The following is a 20,629-nucleotide window of genomic DNA, read 5'->3' as shown; positions in this document are numbered from 1 at the left end:
AGGGCCGCAGGCCATGGTCCTGGGCGCAAACCCGGAAATCGCCCCGTACCTACAGCGGCCGCACGGACGCCCACGTCACGGCCCTGGCGGCCAAGGACGGCGCGGCCTTCGTGCAACGCTGGCACTACCGGCAGCGCATGTTCGCCGAGGTCACCCGGGCCCAGCGGCCCTGGTTCGTCACCGTCTCCGGCGGCGTGTTTGCGGCCTCTGACGGCGCCCCGGGCCAGGCTGCGGTCCAGGCCGTGGCGGTGGCGGATGTGGCCACGCGCACCACGGTGAAGGAGATCCTGGCGCCCTCGGCCGACGAGCAGACCATCCGTCCGGACGCGGCGCTGTTGTTCGTGGCCGGGGCGGGATGGACCAAGAAGCAGGCCGACGGCCAGCCCCACATCCCCGAGGCGGCGGAGCTCATTTTGGGATTCACCACCAAGGCCCAGGCCTCCCTTGGCAGCAGCAAGTCCCTGGTGGACATGAGCGGCGAGGGCCAGGCCGTGCTGCCGTTTCTCACCCACCTGCACCAGGTGGGACAGACCGGGGCCACCCCGCGCCATCCCAAGGGACTGGCCACCTGCTGCCACGGCGAGGAGCCGCATGTGGTGGGCTGGCGGTTCATCGGCGAGCGCCGGGCGGTGAACCTGGACGCGGGCTGCGGCTGGGCCCAGGGCAAATGCGACGTGCTCTATGTGGCCGACGCCTTTGCGGTCATGCGGCTGGTCAACGCCATGGTCGGATAGGGTCGCGGCGACGGACTTTGGCGGCGCACCGACAGGTTACGCCCCGGATGAGATTTCATCCGGGGCGTTTTTTCAGGCGAACATTTCCCGCGAAACCACGTTCTCGCGTGGCGTCAACCGACCGGCCGGAGGGGGGGAATGTCCGTGGACTCGGCGGCCCCCTCCACGCGGCAGGGAATATGGAAAGAGACCGTCGTGCCCTCCCCCGGGGCGCTGTCGATGGCCAGGGCGCCGCCCAGAAGCAGCACCAGGCGTTTGACGATGGGCAGCCCCAGGCCCGCTCCCTGGAAGCGACGGGTGTAGGAGCCTTCCACCTGGGTGAAGGGTTCGAAGATGGTGGCCAGCAGGTCGCCCGGGATGCCTATGCCCGTGTCCGAAACGCACACCAACAACCGAAACGTCCCTGGCGGACGGCCCGGTAGGAGGCTGATTTCCACGGCCACCTCCCCGGACGGCGTGAACTTGACGGCGTTGCCCACCAGGTTCAGGAGAATCTGGCGCAGCCTGGCCGCATCGCCGACAAGCCTTGCGGGAATGTCTGCATCCGGCCGCAGCACCAGGGCGATGCCTTTCTCCCGGGCGACATGGCGAAAAAGCATCTCCACCTCGCCAAGAAGGTCCGGCAGGGAAAACGGCTCCTCGCGCACCACGAGCTTGCCCGCCTCGATGCGCGACAGATCCAGGATGTCGGAGAGCAGCGCGGTCAGGCGTTTGCCGGACTGTGCGGCATGCGACAGATATTCCTTTTGCTCCCTGCTGAGCTCCGAGAGCTCCATAAGCTGGATCATGCCCAGGATGCCGTTTAAGGGCGTCCTGATCTCGTGGCTCATGTTGGCCAGAAATTCCGATTTGGCCTTGCTCGCGGCCTCGGCCGCCTCCTTGGCCCCGCGCAGGTCGCCCTCCGCCACGAGGCGCATGGCCGATTCCCGCTCCAGGGCCTCGGCCATGCCGTCCATGGCCCCGGCCAGCCGCCCCAGCTCTCCCTTGTCGTGGGGGATCCCGGTACGGGCAAAAAAATCGCCACGTCCGAAACGCTCGGCAGCCGCCACCAGCGTGCCCACGGTGCGGCCGATGGACACGGCGCCCAGCAGCCAGGCCCCGGCCAGGGAGATCACCGCCAAGGCGCCGAGCAGGCCCAAAAGGGGGGTGTGGGCCCGGGATGCCCCGTCCAAGACCGCTTCCACAGGCAATCCGGCGAAAAAGGTCATAGAGGGCTCATGCCCCTTGCCCAGTCGCAATTTCGTGAAGGCATAAACCCGCGTTACGCCATCGGAACCGGTCTGGCGGACAAAACCGGTGTCCCCCGAGGTTTGCGCCGCTTCCCACATCTCCTTTTTGATGGGCTTGCCGAGAGGGTTGGTCTGGGGCGAAGGGGGATAGTGGTAGAGCCGGACGCCGGCATGATCGGCGATGCCGAGCATGGTTCCGGCGGGATAGTGCGAATCGCCAAACCAGTCCTTAATGGAGCTCAGACGCACGGCAGCGATGAGCACGCCCAGGAGGCGGCCGTCATCGGAAAAAAAGGGGAAGGAATAGGGGAAGGCCGGTTCGTAGGATGTCCGGCTGATGATGTATTCGCCGGAAGAAAAGGCACGAGTTTGCACCGCATCCAAAAAATGCTTGCGGTCCCGAAGTGTGACCGGCCCCTCTGCGGGAATGCCCGATGCGAACATGTCACCTGCCGCGTCAACGGCCAGGATGTTGGTATAATAGGAATTTTCCTTGAGCAGGCGGGCGAAGGCGGCCGAACAGGCAACGGAATCCCGCTCGCGGACCTCGGGCAGTTGGGACAGGGTCATGAGCATCTGCCGGGCGCCGATGGCCATGTGCTCCTGGATGTCCGCCGCGCCAGCCACAAGCTGCCTGGCCTCCTCCTGGGCGAACTCCATGGCCCGCACCCGTTCCTGGTGCCAGAACAGGGCCAAAAGGCCCATGGCCGGAAGCACGGAGAGCAGCACCAACAAAACCAGTCTGCCCCGGATAGTCGATGGCAAAAGGCGCATGGCATCCCCGTTCCCGGCGGCACGGCTTTCGAGTCGTCCTACTGCCTACCGGGCAGGCTAACGTGTCCGCAGGGCACGGCCGGACACCTTTGTTCCGGGAAAAAGAGACGGGGGTTCCCGATTTTCGTCGGAGCGTACGCCGGAATGCCGCCTCGGACAAGAGATGCCGAGGCCTTGGCGGGAGGAGTTAGACCTTGAACAGGGCGGCCGGTTCCCCGGGCATCTCCTCGGCCCGGAAACAGCTGGCCCTGGGGCTGGACAATTCCTCTACCCGCCAGGCCTCCCCGGCCGGGATGGAGGCCACCTCGACCCCCAGATGGTGCAACAGGGACAGGGTGCTTTTGGGCTGGGCGTCGGCGGACAGGGTGACCAGGATCGGACGCAGGATCTTCAGCAACAAAAACCCGGCCGCATTCCAGGTGCCAAGCCTGCGCAATTCGGGCAGCTTTTGGGTCTCGCGGATCTGCCCGACCTTGGTCAGGCCCAGCTCCTTGCGCAACGCCCGAAACAGCAGATCGCCCGGGGCGTCCTCAAACCGCTTTTCCACCGTCAGGTAGGGTTCGTCCCGGGGCACAAGCCCGGCTTTGGTCCACGAGCCGTACAGACGCCAGAAACGGTTGCCGTCCTCGCTCAAGGGGATGACCAGCATGTGGTCGGATTCGACCGTCACCATCTCGGTTTTCTGGTCACTGGTCATGAGGAAGGGCTCGATGAAGGGGAATCGGGCCAGATCAGGAGGGATGGGCTGGTCTTGCGGCCAGGAAATGCGCCGAAAACGCAAAAAACCCTGGCGGTAACGCTCAAAAATGGCCTGTGGCGGCATTTCAGCCCCTGGCCGCTGCCACATGGCCACGGTTTCCGGATCGTCAACCCGGATCAGACGGCTGACAGGTACTTCCTGCATGTCGGCCTCCCTCCCGAAGCATCATGGGCGGGCCGACGCTCGCCGCGTCCGGCCGCACGAAATATGTGCGATCCTTGTAGCAGAACCCGGGCCGGGTGTCATCGCCGCAGGCCCGGACCTGGCGACAAGAGGTTCAGCCGGACACCCCCGGCAGCACGCCGCCCACCCGGCTGCGGTAGCGCCGATAGTCGTCGCCAAAGCGCGACTCCAGCCACTGCTCTTCATGCCGGATGGACAGACGGTAGATCAGGGCGGTAAAAATCGGCGCGCTCAGCACCAAAATCCCGCCCGCAAGCAGCGACAGCCCCGGGATGATGCACACCACCCAGGCCGCATACATGGGGTGGCGCACCAGGGCGTAGATGCCTCCTGTCTCCAGGCGGCTGGCGTCATAGGACTGATAGAGGCGCATGATGGCCGCCGCGTAGACGGCAAGTCCCAAAAGCACCAGCCCGGCGCCCACGGGCCGTAGGGGCAGGTATTTGACGTAGGGCCGGGCCACGGCGGCAAAGAGCAGTTCATCGTAGAGAAAGGCCAGCTTGGCGTAGCACAGGGAGGCCCGATACAGGGCCGTGCCCGATCCCCAGCGGTTCATGGCGGTCCTCCGGATCGTCGTTATGTGAAAAATATCACAACCGTCGCGGAGACGTCAACGGGGAAAAGGAACACTCCGGGAGAACATGCCGAGACGTTCCAGTTTCCCACAGGTTTCACCCTGTGGCCGCCAGAGTCCCCGGCAAGCGCGGATTCGTATTTCAAGGCCTGCGGCCTCGCCGACTGAAACCGGAGAGTGTGTGACCTGGAAAAACGACGGCTTCCGGCGGCTGTCAGGCTGTCGTGTGCGACGGCTGGCTGGGCAAGGCCTTGATGGTGAAGTCCGTAAGCGACACCTGGCTCTCCCATTGCGGCAACCTGCCCCCGGGCCCTTCAATCCGCACCAGCGCTGGCGCCCGATCCGCAAGCCCATTGATCTTGGCCCACAACGTCGTATCGCCCCAGAACCGGGGCGGCGTTTCGGCGGCAGCCACGGCCCTTGCAATCTCGCCCGGCGTTTCGCAACCGGCGCGAATCGCCGCAAGGGCAAGCGCTTCAAGCCTCCCCAGCCCGGTTTGCGGGTCGGGTTCTTCCTGCATCCATCGTCTGACCGCTGCCGGAACGAAGGGGAGAGGCGGCTCGGCCGTTTCTGACAGTTCGGCGAACACGGCGGCATCCTGTGTTGCAAACGCCTGGTCAACGACCGTTGCAAACCGAAACTGCCCGTCTGTGACGGGACGCCTGCCCGGGTAAAGTGATGCGAGGTGTTCCGGCTGAAGTTGTCCTAGCCCATGGAATGGTTCGATCCCTGGAAATGCATCAACACAAATGAGTTCTGCTCTTTTATTTTTTTTGTGAGCCAGGCAGGCAAGAATATGGGCAAGCATGGACTGATCAAAAAGACAGGCGTCAAACCACAGTACGATATGATCAACCGCTGCTGCTTCCGCCAGTCTTTGATACTGCGTATGCAGCACTTTTAGAATACGCGTCCGGTCCATGCCGCCTGCGGTGGTTTCCTCTAAAAACAGCGCCCGGGCGCAGAGCGTCTTTTCACTTGGCCAGCCTGGCTGCCGGGGACCATCATAGAGGATGTCATGCCAGACGAAGACCTCCCCGGGAAGTCCGGCCTTTGCTAAACTTCCGCCTGCGATGTCGCCGCTTATGATGTGAAGTATCGTGTTCATCTCTTTTTTCCTCCCGACCATCGGCGGGGGCCTGCGGCTGTTCCCTCAACCCATGCGCCGCTGCAACAGCAGAAAATCGGCCAGGGTCAAAAGCGCCATGGCTTTGAGCACGGGCACGATGCGCGGGATGGCGCTACGGTCGTGGCGGCCGCCCACGGTGATGGTGGCCGGGTCACCGTCCGTGTCGATGGTGGACTGGGGCCGGGCGATGGACGGAATCGGTTTGACCGCCGCCCGGACCACGATGGGCCAGCCGCAGGAAATGCCGCCCAGGATGCCCCCGGCGTTATTCGTGACCGGGGCCGTGCCCGCAGGAACCAGGGGATCGTTGTTGACGGAACCGGTCAGCCGGGCCGCCGCGAACCCCGCCCCGATCTCCACCCCCTTGACCGCGCCCACGCCCATGAGCGCCGAGGCCAGCCGGGCGTCCAGCTTGTCGAAGACCGGCTCCCCGAGCCCGGCCGGAACCCCCGTGGCCACAACCTCCACAATCCCGCCCAGGCTGTCGCCGACGGCCACGGCCTCGCGCGCCCTGCCCTCCCAGGCCGGAACGACCTCATCGGCGGCCGCGAAAAAGGGGCGATCCACCGCGCCGTCATGATCCACGTCGGCCGCCGCAATGCCGCCAAGCTCCACACAGCAGGCCGTCACCCGGATGCCCGACGCCGCCAGAAGCTCCTGGGCCACGGCCCCCCCGGCCACCCGGCAGGCCGTCTCCCGTCCCGAGGACCGGCCGCCGCCCCGGTGGTCGCGCAGGCCGTATTTGGCCTGATAGGTCACATCGGCATGGCCGGGTCGGAACAGATGCTTCAGGGCGTCGTAGTCCGTGGAACGCTGACAGGTGTTCTCGATCATGAACCCTACAGGCGTACCGGTGGTGCGGCCCTCGAAGATCCCCGAGAGCAGGCGCACGGCGTCGGGCTCCTTGCGCGTGGTGGAGGTCGGCGAACCGCCAGGCTTCCTGCGGTCAAGCTCGCGCTGGATCATCTCCTCGGTCAGGGGGATGCCCGCCGGGCAGCCGTCCACCACACCGCCCAGGGCCAGGCCGTGAGACTCGCCAAACGTGGTCAGCCGGAAAACGCGTCCGAAGGTGTTGCCGCTCATATTGACCATCCCTCTCTCGGGGCTGCCGCCCCGAACCCCGCCCGGGGGAAATCATTTCCCCCGGACCCCCTGACTCCGGGCGCATTCCGAGCGGCGCGTCGCGCCGCTCGGAATGCGCCCGGAAATCCAGGTGGTTCGGCGAGAATACTCTCTCCCGAGCGCGGACGCGAAGCGCGCCAAAATTTTCGAAGGGGGGTCCAGGGGGGAAACCTTTTTTAAAAGGTTTCCCCCCTGGCCTCTTCATCAAAACCCCTGTTCCAGGGGCGGATTGACCAGGCAGGGGCCGAGCCCGGACATGTCGGCCGGGGCGACGTCGGCCGGGGCCAGTCGCACATGGCGGCCGACGATGGACAACCGGCCGGAGCACAGCCAGTGGACGGCCTGGGGGAAAATGCGGTGCTCCAGGGCCAGGATGCGCGCCCCCAGGGCCTTGCCGTCGTCTTCGGCATGGGCCGGAACCGCCGCCTGGATGACGATGGGGCCATGGTCCATTTTTTCGTCCACGAAATGCACGGTGCAGCCGGAGATCTTGACCCCGTGCCGGGCCGCGTCGGGCTGCCCGTGCACCCCGGGGAAACTCGGCAGAAGGGCCGGATGGATGTTCAGGATGCGCTGGGCGAAGGCTGTGACGAACCCCGGCCCCAGAATGCGCATGAACCCGGCCAGGACCACGGCCTCGGCCCCGGATTTCCGTATGGCCGCCACCAGGGCGGCGTCGAAGGCCTCGCGGCAGGGGTAGGCCCCGTGCGCCACCACGGCCGTGGGGATGCCGCACTTGGCGGCCCGGGCCAGGCCGTAGGCGTCGGCCCGGTTGGAGAGCACCAGCCGGATATCCGCCGCCAAAACGCCGGAGGCGGCCTTGTCCAACATGGCCTGGAGGTTCGATCCGGACCCGGAGATGAGGACGGCGACAGGGGTTTTCATGACGCGGCGTCCCGCTTGGCGGCGGCGTGCCGGGCCACGGCCCGGGCCAGGGCCGGGACGGTATATTCCTCGGCCGTGACCGCCGGGGTAACGCCGTACGACTCCAGGGTCTTGGCCGTGATGGGCCCGATGACCGCGCAGGCCACGGCCGGGCTGAACTCCCGAAAGACCTGGGGAGGTATCTTGGCGAAGAAATTGTCCACCGTGGAGGAGGAGGTGAAGGTCACGTAGTGGATGTCTCCGGCCCGCATGGCGTCCAGAATCTCCTCGGGATCCTGGTCCACGGGCCGGGTGGCGTAGACCGGCAGCACCGTGACCGCCGCCCCGGCCTGGGCCAGCTTCTCAGGCAGCACCTCCCGGGCCTTTTCGGCCCTGGGGATGAGCACGGATTTCCCGGCCACGCCCCGGGCCACTAGCCCCTCCACCACGGACTCGGCCACGAAGCGTTCGGGCAGAAAGTCGGCCCGGATGCCGCGCGCCGCCAGGGCGGCGGCTGTGGCCGGGCCGATGGCCCCGACCTTGGCCTGCCCGAAGGCCCGGGCGTCCAGGTTCTCGGCGGCCATGGCCGCGAAAAAGGCCTCCACGCCGTTGGCCGAGGTAAATATCACCCAGTCATGGCCAGACAGCTCCCGGGCGGCGCGGCGCACCGGGGCGTCGTCGGGAAGCGGCGCGATCTCGATGGCCGGGAACTCGAAGCAGCAGGCCCCGTCGTCCTCCAAAAGCCGCACCAGGTCGCTGGCCTGCTCCCGGCTGCGGGTGACCACCACGCCCTGCCCCAGCAGCGGCCGCTTCTCGAACCAGGACAGCCGGTCCCGAAGCCGCACCACCTCGCCCACCACCAAAAGCGACGGCGCGGCGAACCCGGCGGCCTTGGCCTTCTCGGCGATGGTGCCCAGGTCGGCGGCCAGGGAACGGTGGCGACAGGTGGTGCCCCAGCGCACCAGAGCGGCCGGGGTGGCGGCCGGACGTCCGGCGCTCATAAGATTTTTGGCGATGTCCGGGAGATTTTTCACCCCCATGAAAAAGACCAGGGTGGAGGCGGACCTGGCCAGGGCCTCCCAGTCATGGGCGCTGTCGGCCTTGGTGGGATCCTCATGTCCGGTGATGAAGCTCACGGACGAGGCATAGGCCCGATGCGTCAGGGGGATGCCCGCATAGGCGGGCGCGGCCACGGCCGAGGTCACCCCGGGCACCACCTCGAAGTCCACCCCGGCGTCGAGCAGCTCCTCGGCCTCCTCGGCCCCCCGGCCGAAGACATACGGGTCGCCGCCCTTGAGGCGCGCCACCACCTTGCCTTCCTTGGCCTTTTCCACCAGAAGCTGGTTGATCTGGTCCTGGGGCAGGGTGTGGTCGCCGCCTTTTTTCCCCACGTAGAGGATCTGCGCGTCGGGGCGGCAGTAGGACAGAAAGGATTTGTTGGCCAGATAGTCGTAGACCACCACGTCGGCCGTCTGCAGCACGGCCTTGGCCTTGAGGGTGAGCAGGCCCGGATCGCCGGGACCGGCGCCGAGCAGATAGACCTTGGGCATGACGTTCCTTTTGGGCGGAAGAGGGAATGATGACCGGAAACCCGCGTTCCGGCCGGTTTCATGTACCGGCTTCCGGCCCGGCTGACAAGAACCGCCCCGGTCGGCGCCCGGGGGCCTGACGCAACCGACGCCGTCGGCCGCCACTTTGACTTTTCCTTCGGTTTGGGGGAAGGATCATGGGGTCTTGCAGAAAATCCGCAGGAGGCGACACGCGCCAAGCGCCGGTCACCGCTGCCGTCATCAGGCCGCGCGCCCGGCGGCGCACGCACGCGAAGACGCCGGTCGCGAAGAGGTGGCATGAACCGTACACTACTTATTCTGCTCGGCACGTTGCTGGTCGTGTTTCTGGCGTCGCCGCTTCGCGCCGAAGGGATGCTTCCTGACAGATTCCAGGGCGAGGTGGCCGTGTATCCCGGGGCCGTTATCGTCCAGGTGCTCGACTTTCCCAAGTCCGTCATGGTCCGGCTCAAGTCCCAGGACACACCCGAGCGCATCGCGGCGTTTTACAAATCGGACATGGCTGCCAAAGGCTGGACCACACAGGTGGCCGACGCCACTGCGACCGGGGCCTTCCTGGTCATGACCAAGGAGACCAGGCGCTTGATCGTGGAGGTCGAACGGGGACCGGACGCCGCCAGCCTTTTCAACATCAGCCTGTAGCCGCCCCGACCTTGCCGCCGCCATGCGCCATGCGGACTTTCGCCCATGACCACCCCCGTCAAACATCCCACTGACCCCGCGTTCGCACCGGCCAGGGGCGCGAACCTGCGTCGGCGTCTGCGTCTGGCCGCCCTGCTTGGCCTTGTGCTGGCGGCGGGCTTTTTCGCCCTGCCCCAGATCGTCGGATTTTCCCTTGGACAGGAAAAAATAAAAGAATACGCGGAATTGTCTCTTTCCCAGGCCCTTGGACGCAAGGTGACCGTGGGCGGGGAGGTGCGGCTGTCCTCCTTTCCCTGGATGATGCTGCACGCCGACGACCTGACGGTGGCCGACGCCCCGGGGTTCGGCCCCGAACCGTTTTTATCCGTGAGCCGGGTTACGGTGGACATCCGGCTCCTGCCCCTTTTTTCACGGATCATCATGCCCGGGGCCATCACCCTGGCCAGCCCGACCATGCATCTCAAACGCGACGCCGCCGACCGGCCCAATTGGGACGGACTCCCCTTTTTCAGCGCCGCCACGGCCCCGGCGCCGACCCTCGTCTCCCCGGAGAACGGAGACGCCCCGCAAAAGGCCGATGCACCCGCAGGCTGGGAGGTGATCCCCCTGCCCAGCGGCATCCGCATCCAGGACGCCATGGTCCACTATGATGACCGCCGCCGGGGTTTTTCCGGGGCGCTTCGCCACTTCACCCTGGCCACCGGACGTGGCGAGCGTTTCGATTTTCACCTGTCGTTCGACGTCACCGGGCTGGACCCGGCCGTAGAGGCCCAGATCCACGCCAAGGGCACGGCCGGTTTCGATGCCGAGCGCCTGAGCCTGTCCGTTGATGGCGCGCTTGTGGAGGCCACGTTGGCCGTTCCCGGCGACGAACGCTTCGCCAACCCGGCAGGCGGCGAACCCTGGCGGGTCACTCTGCGGGCCGCTGTGGATTGCGATACCGCGGCCGGGAGCATCGCCGTGCGCGACCTCACGGCCGCCGCACCCGATGTGGTGCTCACGGGCAGCGCGGAAGTGACCGGACTGATGGAGCATTTCCAGGCCACGGCATCCCTGGCCCTGCGTGCGGCATTGCACGGCCCCGTGGGACTGGCCACGGAGCTTGGGCCGCTGGCCGCCAACACCGGGGAAAGCGCCCCCCCTACGCCGTCCGCTGCGCCGGACGAAAAAAAACGCTCCTTCCTGGATTTTTCCAAGCGGTTATTGCCAGCCAAGACCACCAGCCCCCTGGACGACCTGACCCTGGAGGCCCAGCTATCCGCCACGGCGGATCGGGTCAGTCTCCAATCCGTAAGCCTGCATCTGCGGGACGCCGCCGTGACCGGGCATGCCGACTACCAGTTTGGCCCGCGTCCCCGGCTGACGGCCGATCTCCACGCCGAGGGCCTGAATCTGGACCGGCTTCCCTGGGGGACCGGCGGGCAGGGCTTTGTCTTGCCCCTGTCGTTTTTGACCGACGCCTATGGCCGCATCACGCTTGACGCCCGGGACATGACCCTGGCCGGGGTGACCCTGCCCCAGACCGCGCTCACGGCGGCATCCGAAAATGGTCAGTTCCGCCTGTATCCTCTTTCGGCCATCACTCCCGAGGGCATCCTGGCGGCGGATGTTCGCGGCGAGGTCCGGGGTCAGGCCCTGGACGTGACCGCCGAGGCCGAAATTTCGCAGACCCCGCCGGATGGCCGGAAAACGTCTTCCCGGCCCGTTCGGACCACCACCCTGGTGCTCATGGGAACGGCCGACGCCGCGCGGGCCACGGGAAATCTCCAGTTGACCGCGCATGATCCCCTTTCCGTAGCCCGGTTTCTCGGCCAGCCCGAGTCATCAGCATCCGCCATGGCCGCTCCCCCGGGACTGTCCTGCAAGGCCGCGTTCACCCTGACCCCAGGGCAGGATCGAATATGGGACCGGCTCGATTTCACAGGCCTTGAGGCCCGCCTGGGACCGGATGTGATCAGCGGCGGCGTGACCGTGAAAAATGGTCCGGAAACGACCGTGGAACTCGGACTGCACCTGGAGACCCTGGAACCGGATCGCTTGGCCGTCCTGTGGGCGGCCATGGCCCCCGCAAAAAACGGTGCGCCCGTGGAGACCTCGGGACCAACGACGGCGCATATCGCCATCCCCGCCCTGTCGGGTCGCATTACCGTCGGCAAGGCCACAATTTCCGGGGTTGAGGCCAAAAATCTTACGGTTGAGGGGCAATACCGGCAAGGCAGGGCCGAGGTGACCTCCCTTGGCGGCGATCTTTTCGGAGGCAAACTCTCCGGCCGCATGGAGGCCGGTCTGTCCCCCGCCGCACACCGCCTGGCGCTCAACGCCACCCTGACTGGCGCCGATTCCGGGGCGTTGACGAACCGTCTTCTGACCGGACCCTGCACCCTGCGCCTTGCGGCCGAGGGCGCCGGAGCCACCCCAACGGCCATGCTGTCGGCCCTGTCCGGCCGCGTTGAGGCGGAAATGAACCGGGAACTGAAACCCGGACGCAAGGCCGGCGACCTTCCCCTGGCCAGGATCAAGGCCGGGATCGACTTCAAAGCCCAGCACAACGGCACGCCCGATGCGCCGCGCGTCTACGACCTGACCGCCGCCCTGACGGCGTCCGGCCCGTCCTCCCTGCGGGAGATCAAGGCCGATGCCCGGGGCGTGGCCACCCTTGGGAAGGATGCGGTGCAGATCGGCCAAGGAAAGCTTTCCGGCACGACCACCCTGGCCATGCCCTCCGAGAAGAGCGAACGCGGCCTGACCGTGGCCTTTGGCTCGGATTTCAGCCTGGATTCGGCCAAAGGCGCCTTTGCCGCCCGCAACATCACCCTGGACGCCAGCGGAACCAAGGGCACGGGGAAACTCGAAAAAAAGGGTCGCGACGAGGGCGGCAAACTCTCCGGGGCCTTCGACTTTCCCGACATCAATCCCCGCGACCTGCTGCCCGCCCTGGGCTTTGCCGCTCCACTCCATGCCGCAAACGATGATCTGCGCCATGGTTCGCTGACCTTTTTGGTGGCGGAGAACGCCGTCGGCACAGAAATCAAGGGCATTTCCCTACATCTCGACGACATGCGGGCCACAGGCACGGTCGTGCTGCGAAGCGGCCTGGGCCGCCCTAAAATCGAGCTGGACGTCACCCACTTGGATTTCGACCGCTACTTTCCACCGCAACCTGCTGCGCAAAAACCAACGCCTGCAAACCAGGACGTGCCCATCGACCTCGCGTCCTTGCGCACCTACGATATGGAGGCACGTATCCGCTTCCATTTCCTTAAAAAAGGAAATCTGGTCTGGAAAAACGGCGTATCCAGTCTTTCTGCCCGGGGCGGCGTCTTTTCTGCGCATCATGAAGCGGCGGATTTTTTTGGCGGTCGGTTTTTAGCCGATCTCAAGGGCGACGCCCGGGACGTGGTGCTCAAGACGTCTCTGGATCTGCAGATTGACGGTTTTGACGCCGCCACCTTCCTCAAGGAATGGGCCGAGGGCGACGTGCTGGCCTCGGGAGGCACAACGTTTGTTTTGGCTATTAAAAGCAACGGCCTTACGGAACGCGCCCTTCGCCGCAACATCTCCGGTTCCGCCCGGTTCCAGGTCACCCGGGGGGCCCTGAAAATCCGTGAATCCGGCAGCCCTCCCCCCTCTTCTCCTGGAACGGGCGCAACGGGCGCGCCTGAGCACCAAAACGCCCAGAGCGTCCCGACTACGGCCGCAGCCAAGACGGCGGCCGAACCCAAGTTCGATCTTTTGCCGTTCTCCGTTCTGTCATCCTCCTATGCGGTGCGCGAGGGGGTGGCCATCACCAATGATTTCCTCATTCAAGGCAAGGAGATGCGGGTGGACGGCTCTGGCTATGTCGATCTGCGCGACGAATCCATCGACCTTTCCGTGGCCGCGACCCTGGAAAGCGGCGCCAAGATTCCAGCGACCATCCGCGGCCCCTTGGAAGACCCCAAGCTTGAGATCGACCGCTCCAAACTTTTCGGAGACATGGTCTACCGCATCCTAAAAGGCATCATCACCATGCCTGGCAAGGCCTTGGGAAAAATCTTCAACATCAATTGAGGCCACGTGGAGCGCACGCCCTTTTCCGCCGCCGCCGTCAGCGATCCCGAGACCGGACGACTCGTTGACGTGCTCCTGGAGGGAGCGGGCAAACGCCGCCATCTTTGTGGCCGGGACGGGGAATCTTCGCTTGTGGCTGCGGTCCAGGAGGCCATGGCCGCCCACGAAGGGCTGGTGTTCGTCGGTTTTGGTATGGGGTGCGGTCCTGTTGCGGCTCTTGCGGCCGGCGCCGGGCTGACTGTGGTGGTGGACCGCGAAACCCCGATTCTCGACGTCACCCTGGCGGCCTCCGGCCTTGCCGGAGATGCCCGGTTGATCATCGTTTCCGACCCTGATCCGGATCGTGCGGCCCAGGCCGCCATGTCGCATCTTCCGGCTTCTTTTGGAGGCCGCGTCCGGGTCGTCATCCATCCGGCCTACGTTCGACTCAACCCCAGGTATTATTCGGAAGTGGCCAATCGGTTGCGCGCCAGGGCTTGTTTCCGGCAGCAGGTCAGCTATCCCAAATTCGCCGCCGCCAGGCCCCGGGTTCTTCTCGTACAAAGCGACTATTTCCTTGTTGCGGAGATCGCTGCGGCCCTGCATCGCCTTGAAATCCCCACCGCCTTTCTGCCGCTGCCCGACTTGGCTCGCGGCCAGACCGCTTTCATCGAGGCGCTTCTGGCCGCCGTCACGGCATTCCGGCCGGATTTTCTGCTGACCGTCAATCATCTGGGGATGGACCGCGAAGGTCGGCTCATGGATCTCTTGTCGGAACTGAAGCTCCCACTGGCATCCTGGTTCGTGGACAACCCCCATTTGATTCTTCACGATTTTCCCCGCCAGACCAGTCCGTGGTGTACAGTCTTTACCTGGGACCAGGACACGGTTGCTTCCTTGACCGCCATGGGTTTTTCCAACCCCGTTTTTTTGCCCTTGGCCACGGACCCTGACCATTTCCGTCGACCCTGCCCCACGGATCGTCCGCCTGAGCCAGGCTGGTCGACTGACGTCTCCTTTGTGGGAAGCTCCATGGTACGCCAGGTACGCGAACCATTGGCCCGATTGTCGGATTCTCCCGAGCTTATCGGCGATATCAATGACCTCGCCGTTCATTTTGCGCAGGAGGGCCATCGCAGCGTAGCCCACTTTTTAGCCGAGGCCCGACCCGATCTGCTTGCCGCTTTTCAATCCCTTCCCGATGTCCGGCGCCGTCTGGACTTCGAGTTGCTTCTCACCTGGGAGGCCACCCGCCAGTACCGGACACGTTGTGTGACGGCCATACTGCCCTTTACGCCGAATATCGTCGGCGATCGAGGGTGGAAGGAAACCCTTCCGCGAGATCCCTCCTGGCGCCTCCTGCCGCCCGTGGACTATTATCGCGACTTGCCTCGTTTCTACCCCTGGTCCCAGGTCAACCTCAATTGCACCAGCATGCAGATGAAAGGCGCCATCAACCAGCGTGTTTTTGACATACCGGCCTGCGGAGGCTTCGTGCTCACGGATCGGCGTGAGCAGCTTCAACTTGCCTTTTTCCCCAACGAAACGGCCTGCTATGATGATCCGAGTGAGATTACCACCCTGGTTCGGCATTACCTGTCCAATCCATCCGAACGGCGAGGCATTTCTGCGAAAGCTCGAAAACATATTCTGGCCAAGCACACCTATCGGCATCGTTTGGAGACCCTTCTTGACGTGATGCGCCGGATTTACTCTTAATTTTGGCACATTATCACTCATTTCGTCATCGCTCTCCTCCATGTTCCAGGGAGAGTCCGGGCTTGGCTTGGGCATCAAAATCGGGTAAGTTGAATGGGTTCGTTCAAGGGTGGGAGGAACCCTCGAATGCACAATTCAACTCGTTCATTATATTGCTTCTTTTTTTACCTCCTGAACTTGGCATGCCTCATTTCCATTGGACGAAACGTGCTCAAAAACGCCTTGCGCCAACATCTGTCGCGTGCCTGCCCGGAGCAGGATTTAAAGCGATGGTACGATCCTCTGGAAGTCGAGGTGATCGAACCAATCCAAGTTTTTTCTGTCGAATTTCCACACCCTTATTTTGCCCAATGGTTCGGACAGGGTATTCAAGATATTTTCGAAAAAGAAGTTGGACAATTTATGGGACCTGGCTATGTCATGCAGTACCATTGTCGATCTTCTGCACCGACAAGTTCCAAGGATACCTCTTTTCCCGAATTTATCAGCCATATCGATTTTCCATTTGGCCACGGTTTTATTTTTGATACATATTTCGCTAATGAAAAAAATTTTTTCCCCGTTTCTTTGGCTCGAGAAATAGCCAATAACACTGTAATCAAATATAATCCTTTCATTATTTGTGGTCCTTCAGGCACTGGTAAGACACATCTTCTTCGGGCAATTGCCAATGATATTAGCAGACACAATGATAAACAAAAAATTTTTTACGGTAATATTGATGATATTAAAAACATATTTGAAGTAAAATTTCCTGGGAAGACCTATGAGGCAAGAAAATATCTTCAAGGTTTTGAATGGCTTTTTGTTGACGATTTTCAATCCTTAAGAAAATATCTCGATTTACAAGAAGAATTAACGATTCTTTTTAATATGTTTTATGATCGCAAAAAACAAATGGTTTTTTGCAGTTCTGAGCGAATTTCCTCTTTTGATTTTCTTGATCCAACTTTACGCTCACGTTTGGAGTGGGGTTTAGTTGTCCACCTCAAAGAACCAGACCTCGATGTACGTGTTGATTATACAGAAAATATCAACAAAAAGAAAAAACTTGGATTAGATCACGATAATATTCTCACGTTGGCTAAGCGTTTTGAAAATATCCGCAAACTTCGTGGCGTCTTGCTTAAAATAGACGCTTACCGTGAGCATATGCAGCGTGAACGCCTCACAGAGCCTGAATTTCGACGCCTTATCCGGCAAAGTGATGAGCGAAAAGGGGCCAACTTGACCGCTGAGCACATTGTTTCCGTGGCGGCCACCCATTTCCAGGTTGAGATCAATGATCTCATGGGGACGAAACGAACCAAAAATGTCGTTACGGCACGGCAGACAGCCATGGCTTTATGTCGTAGCCTTCTTGGGATGTCTTACCCCGCTTTGGGGAAATATTTTGGCGGAAAGGATCACAGTACAGTTTTGTATTCCATAAAAAAAATCACACAATTACAGCTTGTTAATGAGGATACGAAAAAATTGTTCCAAACCCTGTCGAAAAAATGTCGGCAACTTGCTTAAAAATCCCCGTGATGAGTTTTTTGTCGACACGGTTCCTTACGATCCTTTTTTATGTTAACAAATTTTTCAATAATTTAAGGATGATAACTTCATAATGCACATATGCATCTTTTCTATAACGATAACGATAAAGAATTCTTTTAATTATATCATCAGAGTTTTATTTTTTCCTAATATGACACTGAAGAGAACAGTAAGGAGAATTCCATGCATGTAAAAGTTTTTCGAAATGACATCATTGATGGTTTACAGAAATCATCCAGCATTATACCTACAAAAACTGGTGCAGCTTTTCTTCGTACTCTTTGGATTGAAGCTAAAAATGGTTCATTACGAATTTTTTCAACTGATTCTAGTCTTGAATTTACTGGTGAATATAATGCTATTATAGAAGATGAAGGTCTAGTAGGAGTTCAAGGAAAAAATTTCCATGAACTTATTCGAAAACTTCCTTCAGGTGAAATTGGCATGCGTTTGGATCCTACAACTGGTAATCTTATTATTACTCAAGGAAGCAAAAAATATAAACTTCCCACAAGTGATAAAAGTTGGTTTCAAAATTTTTCATCTTTTCCGGATAGTGGTGTTGTTGTCTGGTCTGGAGATTTTCTTCAAGAATTAATTGATCGTGTCACCTATTGTATTAGTGATGAAGATACCATGCAAGCAATGGCATGCATGTATCTCAAGCCTGAAAATGTTGAGTCCAAAGTTGAGATTTGTGGGCTTAATGGACATCAATTTGCTTTAGCTGCCTTTCTAAATGATGATATTTATGGGATGCTTCCTGGTGAAGGTATTCTTATTCAAAAGAAATATGTTTCTGAATTGAAAAAGTGGTTGACAGCTGATGAAATAGAACTTGCAATCAGTCAAAAACGTCTTTTTTTTAGAGGCACGGAAAAAAAGGAAACTTTCAGCCTTCCGTTGAGTTATTATCAATATCCTGATTATAGTTCTTTTGTTTCTAAGCTTTCTCAAAATGATACTTCTGTGCTTTCAATTAGTCGTGAGGAACTTTCAGATGCTTTAAATCGTGTAGCTATTTTTAATACAGACACTAATCGTTGTGCATATTTTCAATTTGAAACCGCTGGAGAACTTTCATTGCGAAGTCAGGGGCAGGAATCCGGCGAAGCTAGTGAAATTTTGATTGCTGAATATTCTGGAAATTTACATCAAATTGCCTTTCCTACAAAAGATATTATTGACATTCTTGGGCATTTTAACTCTGAAAAAGTTACATTAACTTTGACGGGATCTGAAGGACCTTGTGGGATAACCGGTTCTGATGATCCTGATTATGTTGTCATTATCATGCCTATGAAAATAGTTGAAGAGACCTACTATAATGAGGAATCTATCTCATGATTCAAAATGGTACCCAAAATACATATAATGCCGATAGTATTACTGTTCTTGAAGGCCTTTCCGCAGTTCGAAAACGACCGGCCATGTATATTGGATCAACTGATTTACGTGGACTTCATCATCTTGTTTATGAAGTTGTCGATAATTCAATTGATGAGTCTATGGCTGGTTATTGTGATAGAATTTCTATTACAATTCATCTCGATAACAGTGTGACAATCAGTGATAATGGTCGCGGAATACCTGTCGATATCCATCCTAAGGAAGGTAAGCCCGCAGTCGAAGTTGTAATGACTGTCCTTCATGCTGGTGGGAAATTCGACAATGATGCATATAAAGTTTCGGGTGGATTACACGGAGTCGGGGTTTCAGTTGTAAATGCTTTATCAGAATATCTTGAAGTCACTGTTAAAAGGAATAATAAACGTTATCAACAGCGTTATGAGCGTGGTATTCCAGTTACTCAAGTTACATTAATTGGTGAATCTGAATCAACTGGAACCACTGTACGTTTTCGTGCTGATGAGGAAATTTTTGAAACCCTGCAATTTTCTCATGATATCCTTCGGAAAAGGTTTGAGGAACTTGCCTATTTAAATAGTGGTCTTGAAATTGATTTTCGAGATGATCGAAACCAGCAACGTGAATCTTTTCATGTTGAAGGTGGTCTTTGTCAGTTTGTTCGCGATTTGAATTCGGGCGAATCTGTCATTCATGATATAATTTCTGGTGAAGGTGAACTTGATAGTGTTGTTGTTCAATTTGCTTTGCAATATAATGCAAAATATAAAGAAGATGTTCTTACTTTTGCAAATAATATTCGCACACGTGAAGGCGGAAAACACTTGGAGGGTTTTCGTACTGCTTTAACGCGTGCAATTAATACCTATATTGAAAAATCTGATCTTGCAAAAAAATACAAGCAAAAACTCTCTGGTGATGATGTACGGGAAGGACTTTCAGCTGTCATCAGTGTTAAACTTCCCCGTCCTCAATTTGAAGGTCAAACCAAGACGAAACTTGGTAATAGTGAAGTAGCTGGAATTGTTTCAAAAATCATTTATGACAGTATAAATGTTTTTTTTGAAGAAAATCCAAAAGATGCCAAAGCGATCGTTGAAAAGGCCGTCGATGCATCCCGAGCTCGAGAGGCAGCTCGCAAGGCCAAGGAGCTTGTTAGGCGTAAGGGTGCCTTATCTGATCATTCCTTGCCTGGTAAACTTGCTGATTGCCAAAGTAAAAATCCCGAGGAAAGTGAACTTTATATTGTCGAAGGTGATTCGGCCGGAGGTTCCGCAAAGCAAGGACGAGATCCTCGCTTTCAAGCTATTTTACCTCTTCGTGGGAAAATTTTGAATGTAGAAAAAACACGAATGGATAAAATGCTTGGTAATAAAGAAATCCGTGCCTTAATTACTGCCATGGGATCTGGAATTGGTGACGATGAGAAAGATATTTCGAAACTTCGTTATCATAAGATTATAATTATGACCGATGCTGATGTCGATGGCGCACATATCAGAACATTATTACTTACTTTTTTCTTTCGTCAATATCTTGAACTTATAGATGGTGGACATATATATATTGCGCAACCGCCGTTATATCGTGTTCATAAGGGTGATTTTGAACGTTTTATTAAAGATGAAGAAGAAATGACACAATTTCTTCTCGGACGTATTGGAGAAGATTTATCTGTAAAAGTTAATGATCAGATATTTCGTGGACAAGAACTGACAAAAATGGTTCAGCAAATTCGAAATCTTCAACTACGCATTTCAGAGGCTGTAGCTTACGGTATTCCTGAACAGATTTTATTAACTCTTTTGAAGTTTGAAAGAAAGATTACAATAGAAGATTTTCATTTTGGAAATATTCCTTCAGATATTTATCAGTTTCTAACTAATTTAGGATATAACTTGGAATTTGAAGAACAAGATGAAGAAGATGAGAAGCGAAAGTACTTAATTTTTGAGAATTCTAGTCGATCAAGATTTAGACTTGGGTTAGAATTTTTTCAATCAAAAGTATATCGAAGAGCTTTTGAGTCATTCAATGAATTGAATAATATTTGCAACAATTTTCAGTTTTTACTTACAAAAAAAGAAGATACTCGCGAAATTTCTGGTATATTTGAACTTTATCAAGCAGTAATGGATGAGGCGCATAAAGGGATTCATATTCAACGTTATAAGGGTCTTGGCGAAATGAACCCTGAACAACTATGGAAGACAACCATGAATCCTGAAAATAGAACTTTCCTTAAAGTTAATATTGATGACCTTTCAGAGGCTGGTGATATTTTTTCTGATCTTATGGGCGAAAAAGTTGAACCAAGAAGAGAATTTATTGAGCGAAACGCTTTAAGTGTTCGTGAATTAGATATTTAGTATTATTCTGATAATACTTATAT

14 protein-coding genes are annotated in these 20,629 nt (G+C 58.0%); 7 read left to right on the top strand and 7 right to left on the bottom strand.

From position 1 onward, the window contains the following. Positions 1-734 (top strand): electron transfer flavoprotein subunit alpha (locus tag V3572_RS14480; RefSeq protein ID WP_332111727.1); only part of this gene is annotated, 734 nt, incomplete at its 5' end. A gap of 113 nt (positions 735-847) precedes the next feature. Here V3572_RS14480 and V3572_RS14475 read toward each other — a convergent pair. The 7 genes from V3572_RS14475 to cobA form a co-directional block, all read right to left on the bottom strand. Further along, entirely contained in the window at positions 848-2,737 is a 1,890-nt protein-coding gene (locus V3572_RS14475; RefSeq protein ID WP_332111726.1) for a sensor histidine kinase, read from the bottom strand. A 187-nt stretch (positions 2,738-2,924) separates the two neighbouring features. After that, positions 2,925-3,641 carry a hypothetical protein gene (locus V3572_RS14470; RefSeq protein WP_332111725.1) on the bottom strand — a complete coding sequence of 239 codons (717 nt, stop codon included), beginning with the start codon at positions 3,639-3,641 and terminating at the stop codon, positions 2,925-2,927. 133 nt (positions 3,642-3,774) lie between these two features. Next, positions 3,775-4,236 (bottom strand): methyltransferase family protein, encoded by a 462-nt coding sequence (locus V3572_RS14465; RefSeq protein ID WP_332111724.1) that lies wholly within the window; start codon positions 4,234-4,236, stop codon positions 3,775-3,777. A gap of 232 nt (positions 4,237-4,468) precedes the next feature. Then, positions 4,469-5,362: a DUF1835 domain-containing protein gene (locus V3572_RS14460; RefSeq protein WP_332111723.1), complete on the bottom strand. Its 894-nt coding sequence runs from the start codon at positions 5,360-5,362 to the stop codon at positions 4,469-4,471. A 45-nt stretch (positions 5,363-5,407) separates the two neighbouring features. After that, the gene (gene aroC, locus V3572_RS14455; RefSeq protein ID WP_332111722.1) at positions 5,408-6,466 is read right to left on the bottom strand and encodes a chorismate synthase; all 1,059 of its coding nucleotides are present in this window, start codon (positions 6,464-6,466) and stop codon (positions 5,408-5,410) included. Positions 6,467-6,709: 243 nt separating this feature from the next. Next, positions 6,710-7,390: a phosphoribosylglycinamide formyltransferase gene (gene purN, locus V3572_RS14450; RefSeq protein ID WP_332111721.1), complete on the bottom strand. Its 681-nt coding sequence runs from the start codon at positions 7,388-7,390 to the stop codon at positions 6,710-6,712. Next, entirely contained in the window at positions 7,387-8,919 is a 1,533-nt protein-coding gene (gene cobA, locus V3572_RS14445) for a uroporphyrinogen-III C-methyltransferase (protein ID WP_332111720.1), read from the bottom strand. Before cobA ends, purN begins: the two co-directional genes overlap by 4 nt. A 297-nt stretch (positions 8,920-9,216) precedes the next feature. Between cobA and V3572_RS14440 the strand changes: the two genes are divergently transcribed. The 6 genes from V3572_RS14440 to gyrB all read left to right on the top strand — a co-directional run bounded on the left by V3572_RS14440 (position 9,217) and on the right by gyrB (position 20,606). Continuing rightward, positions 9,217-9,579 (top strand): hypothetical protein, encoded by a 363-nt coding sequence (locus tag V3572_RS14440; RefSeq protein ID WP_332111719.1) that lies wholly within the window; start codon positions 9,217-9,219, stop codon positions 9,577-9,579. Positions 9,580-9,624: 45 nt separating this feature from the next. Beyond that, positions 9,625-13,629, top strand: a complete 4,005-nt coding sequence (locus V3572_RS14435) for an AsmA family protein (protein ID WP_332111718.1) — start codon at positions 9,625-9,627, stop codon at positions 13,627-13,629. 6 nt (positions 13,630-13,635) lie between these two features. After that, positions 13,636-15,327, top strand: a complete 1,692-nt coding sequence (locus V3572_RS14430) for a CgeB family protein (RefSeq protein ID WP_332111717.1) — start codon at positions 13,636-13,638, stop codon at positions 15,325-15,327. 207 nt (positions 15,328-15,534) lie between these two features. Next, on the top strand, positions 15,535-16,845 hold the full coding sequence (locus V3572_RS14425) for a DnaA/Hda family protein (protein ID WP_332111716.1): 1,311 nt from the start codon (positions 15,535-15,537) through the stop codon (positions 16,843-16,845). A 207-nt stretch (positions 16,846-17,052) separates the two neighbouring features. After that, positions 17,053-18,216, top strand: a complete 1,164-nt coding sequence (gene dnaN / locus V3572_RS14420) for a DNA polymerase III subunit beta (RefSeq protein ID WP_332111715.1) — start codon at positions 17,053-17,055, stop codon at positions 18,214-18,216. After that, the gene (gene gyrB, locus V3572_RS14415; protein WP_332111714.1) at positions 18,213-20,606 is read left to right on the top strand and encodes a DNA topoisomerase (ATP-hydrolyzing) subunit B; all 2,394 of its coding nucleotides are present in this window, start codon (positions 18,213-18,215) and stop codon (positions 20,604-20,606) included. The genes dnaN and gyrB overlap by 4 nt, the downstream gene beginning before the upstream one ends. Positions 20,607-20,629: the final 23 nt, after the last annotated feature.

Source organism: Desulfolutivibrio sp., from assembly GCF_036584575.1.
Taxonomy (GTDB): domain Bacteria; phylum Desulfobacterota; class Desulfovibrionia; order Desulfovibrionales; family Desulfovibrionaceae; genus Desulfolutivibrio.
The sequence above is the reverse complement of the archived record's forward strand: the minus strand, read 5'-3'. Positions and strand labels throughout refer to the sequence as shown.

Excerpts from the sequence above, each read along its gene's own strand:
- V3572_RS14475 (WP_332111726.1), bottom strand. The coding sequence starts at position 2,737 with ATGCGCCTTTTGCCATCGACTATCCGGGGCAGACTGGTTTTGTTGGTG.
- V3572_RS14470 (WP_332111725.1), bottom strand. The coding sequence starts at position 3,641 with ATGCAGGAAGTACCTGTCAGCCGTCTGATCCGGGTTGACGATCCGGAA.
- V3572_RS14465 (WP_332111724.1), bottom strand. The coding sequence starts at position 4,236 with ATGAACCGCTGGGGATCGGGCACGGCCCTGTATCGGGCCTCCCTGTGC.
- V3572_RS14460 (WP_332111723.1), bottom strand. The coding sequence starts at position 5,362 with ATGAACACGATACTTCACATCATAAGCGGCGACATCGCAGGCGGAAGT.
- aroC (WP_332111722.1), bottom strand. The coding sequence starts at position 6,466 with ATGAGCGGCAACACCTTCGGACGCGTTTTCCGGCTGACCACGTTTGGC.
- purN (WP_332111721.1), bottom strand. The coding sequence starts at position 7,390 with ATGAAAACCCCTGTCGCCGTCCTCATCTCCGGGTCCGGATCGAACCTC.
- cobA (WP_332111720.1), bottom strand. The coding sequence starts at position 8,919 with ATGCCCAAGGTCTATCTGCTCGGCGCCGGTCCCGGCGATCCGGGCCTG.
- V3572_RS14440 (WP_332111719.1), top strand. The coding sequence starts at position 9,217 with ATGAACCGTACACTACTTATTCTGCTCGGCACGTTGCTGGTCGTGTTT.
- V3572_RS14435 (WP_332111718.1), top strand. The coding sequence starts at position 9,625 with ATGACCACCCCCGTCAAACATCCCACTGACCCCGCGTTCGCACCGGCC.
- dnaN (WP_332111715.1), top strand. The coding sequence starts at position 17,053 with ATGCATGTAAAAGTTTTTCGAAATGACATCATTGATGGTTTACAGAAA.
- gyrB (WP_332111714.1), top strand. The coding sequence starts at position 18,213 with ATGATTCAAAATGGTACCCAAAATACATATAATGCCGATAGTATTACT.